The 2,015-nt window shown below is 62.9% G+C and carries 1 protein-coding gene and 1 pseudogene; both read right to left on the reverse strand.

The genetic code is table 11. The features are described from left to right. A pseudogene (locus tag VK804_RS03845) lies at window positions 1-288 on the reverse strand (serine/threonine protein kinase); the annotation flags it as partial. 90 nt (window positions 289-378) lie between these two features. Next, window positions 379-2,004, reverse strand: coding sequence for an IS1634 family transposase (locus tag VK804_RS03850; RefSeq protein WP_422652914.1), 1,626 nt, complete (start codon window positions 2,002-2,004; stop codon window positions 379-381). Between the last annotated feature and the right edge of the window lie 11 nt (window positions 2,005-2,015).

Raw genomic sequence — 2,015 nt, forward strand, 5'->3', positions numbered from 1 at the left:
CCCGAAGTCATTAGCCTCTCGGCTTGGATGCTGGAAGTGTTTGTGTCCAGTTTCACTTCCATTTCCACTTGGCAATTCGGGCACATACATACCGTCATAATCGATCAATGTTATTCCAGTTGGGGAAATCATAACATTCCCGTTCTGTATATCGCCGTGCGCGATCCCCTTATGTTCAAGAAATTTCGCAAGATACGCAAATTCCTGACGCACGCTTTCCACCGCAATAGAATTGCCATGGTTCTTATCCAGCCAGATTCCGAGCGGATCTCCTTCAACCCACGCCATCTTGACCCCACTTCCGCGGTTTCGATTTGAACAACATTGATTATCAATGGCTTGCGGGCCATTTGGCGTTTTAGGCACCACAGTCGGGGTTCAGGGGACGGGCGGCATCTCCTGGAAGACGGGCGGTAGGGCAATGCCGATGGCGCGGCAGATCGGGTCGATGGTCGGGCCGGGAGCGGTGCGCAGTCGGGCCCGGCGGCCGTCCTGTTCAACGTCGATTTCGCTGAGATCGGCGAGATCGTCGACGATGCGCTGCCATTCGAGCCGGCTGCGGCGGACCGCGAGACGGTCGATCAGCTCCTTGCGCAGGACGAGGGCAAGGAAGGTGCAGAAGACGTGGCCGCGGATGCCGGCGTCGGTCTTGTGGAAGATCGGGCGGGTGGCGAGCAGCGCCTTTGCGGTTTTGAAGGCATCCTCCACGGCCAGCAGATTGCGGTAGCGCAACACGACCTGGAGAGCGGCGATTTTGGTGTTGGTGCGCAGCACGAAGAGGCCATCGAACCGGGCATCGGCCTCGACCTTGGCGCGATCGATGACGAAGCCGTCGCCTTCGGGCGTCTTCAGGAAACGACGGAAGCCCTTGTTGGCGACGAGCGCCTTGTCGCCCTGGGCGAGCTTGCGCTCGAGACCGGCGACGAGTTCGGCGCGCGCCGCGGCATCTTTTTTGGCTTCCTCCGCGTTGCGACAGATGACATAGCGCCGCCCGGCGATCGTCGTCTCGCGGACCGCCAGTTCGGTTTCGCCTTTCTGCCGGGGGATGAGGAGCGGCACGGCAAGGTCGTCATCCTCGATGATCTCAGCACGCACCTCGCGGCTGGTGCGCTCACGCACGCCGAGGATGTACTCGATCTTCTCGGCTTCGAGGGCGGCGATGGTGTCGGCGCTGATCATGCCGCGATCGGCGACAATGCAGGCCTCGCGGATCCCGAAGCGCTCGCGCAGGCGCTTGACCACTGGCAACAGCAGCGTCACGTCGGCGGTATTGCCGGGCATCAGGAAGGAGGCGATCGGCCGGTCGGCGTCATCGAGCACAATGCCGAGCACGACTTGCTTCAAATGCCCGCGGTAGTCTTTGGAATGACCGTACTGGCCGAGGCTTTCACCACCGGCGCCTTCGAACCACAGTGTCGTGGTGTCGAGAAACGCGATCGAAACGGCACCGAACAGCGGCTGGCGGTGGCGATAGAGCGCCTCTTCGACCGCCTCCGCGGTGCTGCGGCCCGCCGCATCGACCTCGCCGAGCCAGGCCATCGCCTTATAGGCGTGGTCGAGATCGAGCCCCTCGGCGCCAGGCACGCGCACCCGGCTGCACCAGTCATTGGCATGGCGGTCGGAACCCGAGATCATCAGCCGGTGCAGCACCGTGAGATAGACCGCGCGCTCGACATCGAAGAAAAAGCGCCGGTCGGCGACGAGGCTCTTCAGCGCGTTGCGGCATCCCGTTTCCGCCCATAGCCGGCCGAACACCAAGTCGGGTCCGATGCTGAGACGATGCAGCTCCGGCAATTGGCCGCGATAAAAGCTCGACAACACGATCGAGCGGCGCGAATGGCGCGCCGCCGAGGCGATCAGCCCGTCGATCAGACCCGAGGCCTCGACCTCGTCGCGCCGGCCGAGCGCCTTGATGACGCGCTGCACGTGGCGGCCACCCTCGCGGGCGTTCTCGACGAGGTAGAGATACTCGTAGGCTCCGATCTTCTTGACGCGGACGAACATGGCGCGGCACC

The organism is Bradyrhizobium sp., from assembly GCF_035484855.1.
Taxonomy (GTDB): Bacteria; Pseudomonadota; Alphaproteobacteria; order Rhizobiales; family Xanthobacteraceae; genus Bradyrhizobium.

Coding starts and splice junctions, on each gene's coding strand:
- VK804_RS03850 (WP_422652914.1), bottom strand. CDS start 2,004: ATGTTCGTCCGCGTCAAGAAGATCGGAGCCTACGAGTATCTCTACCTC.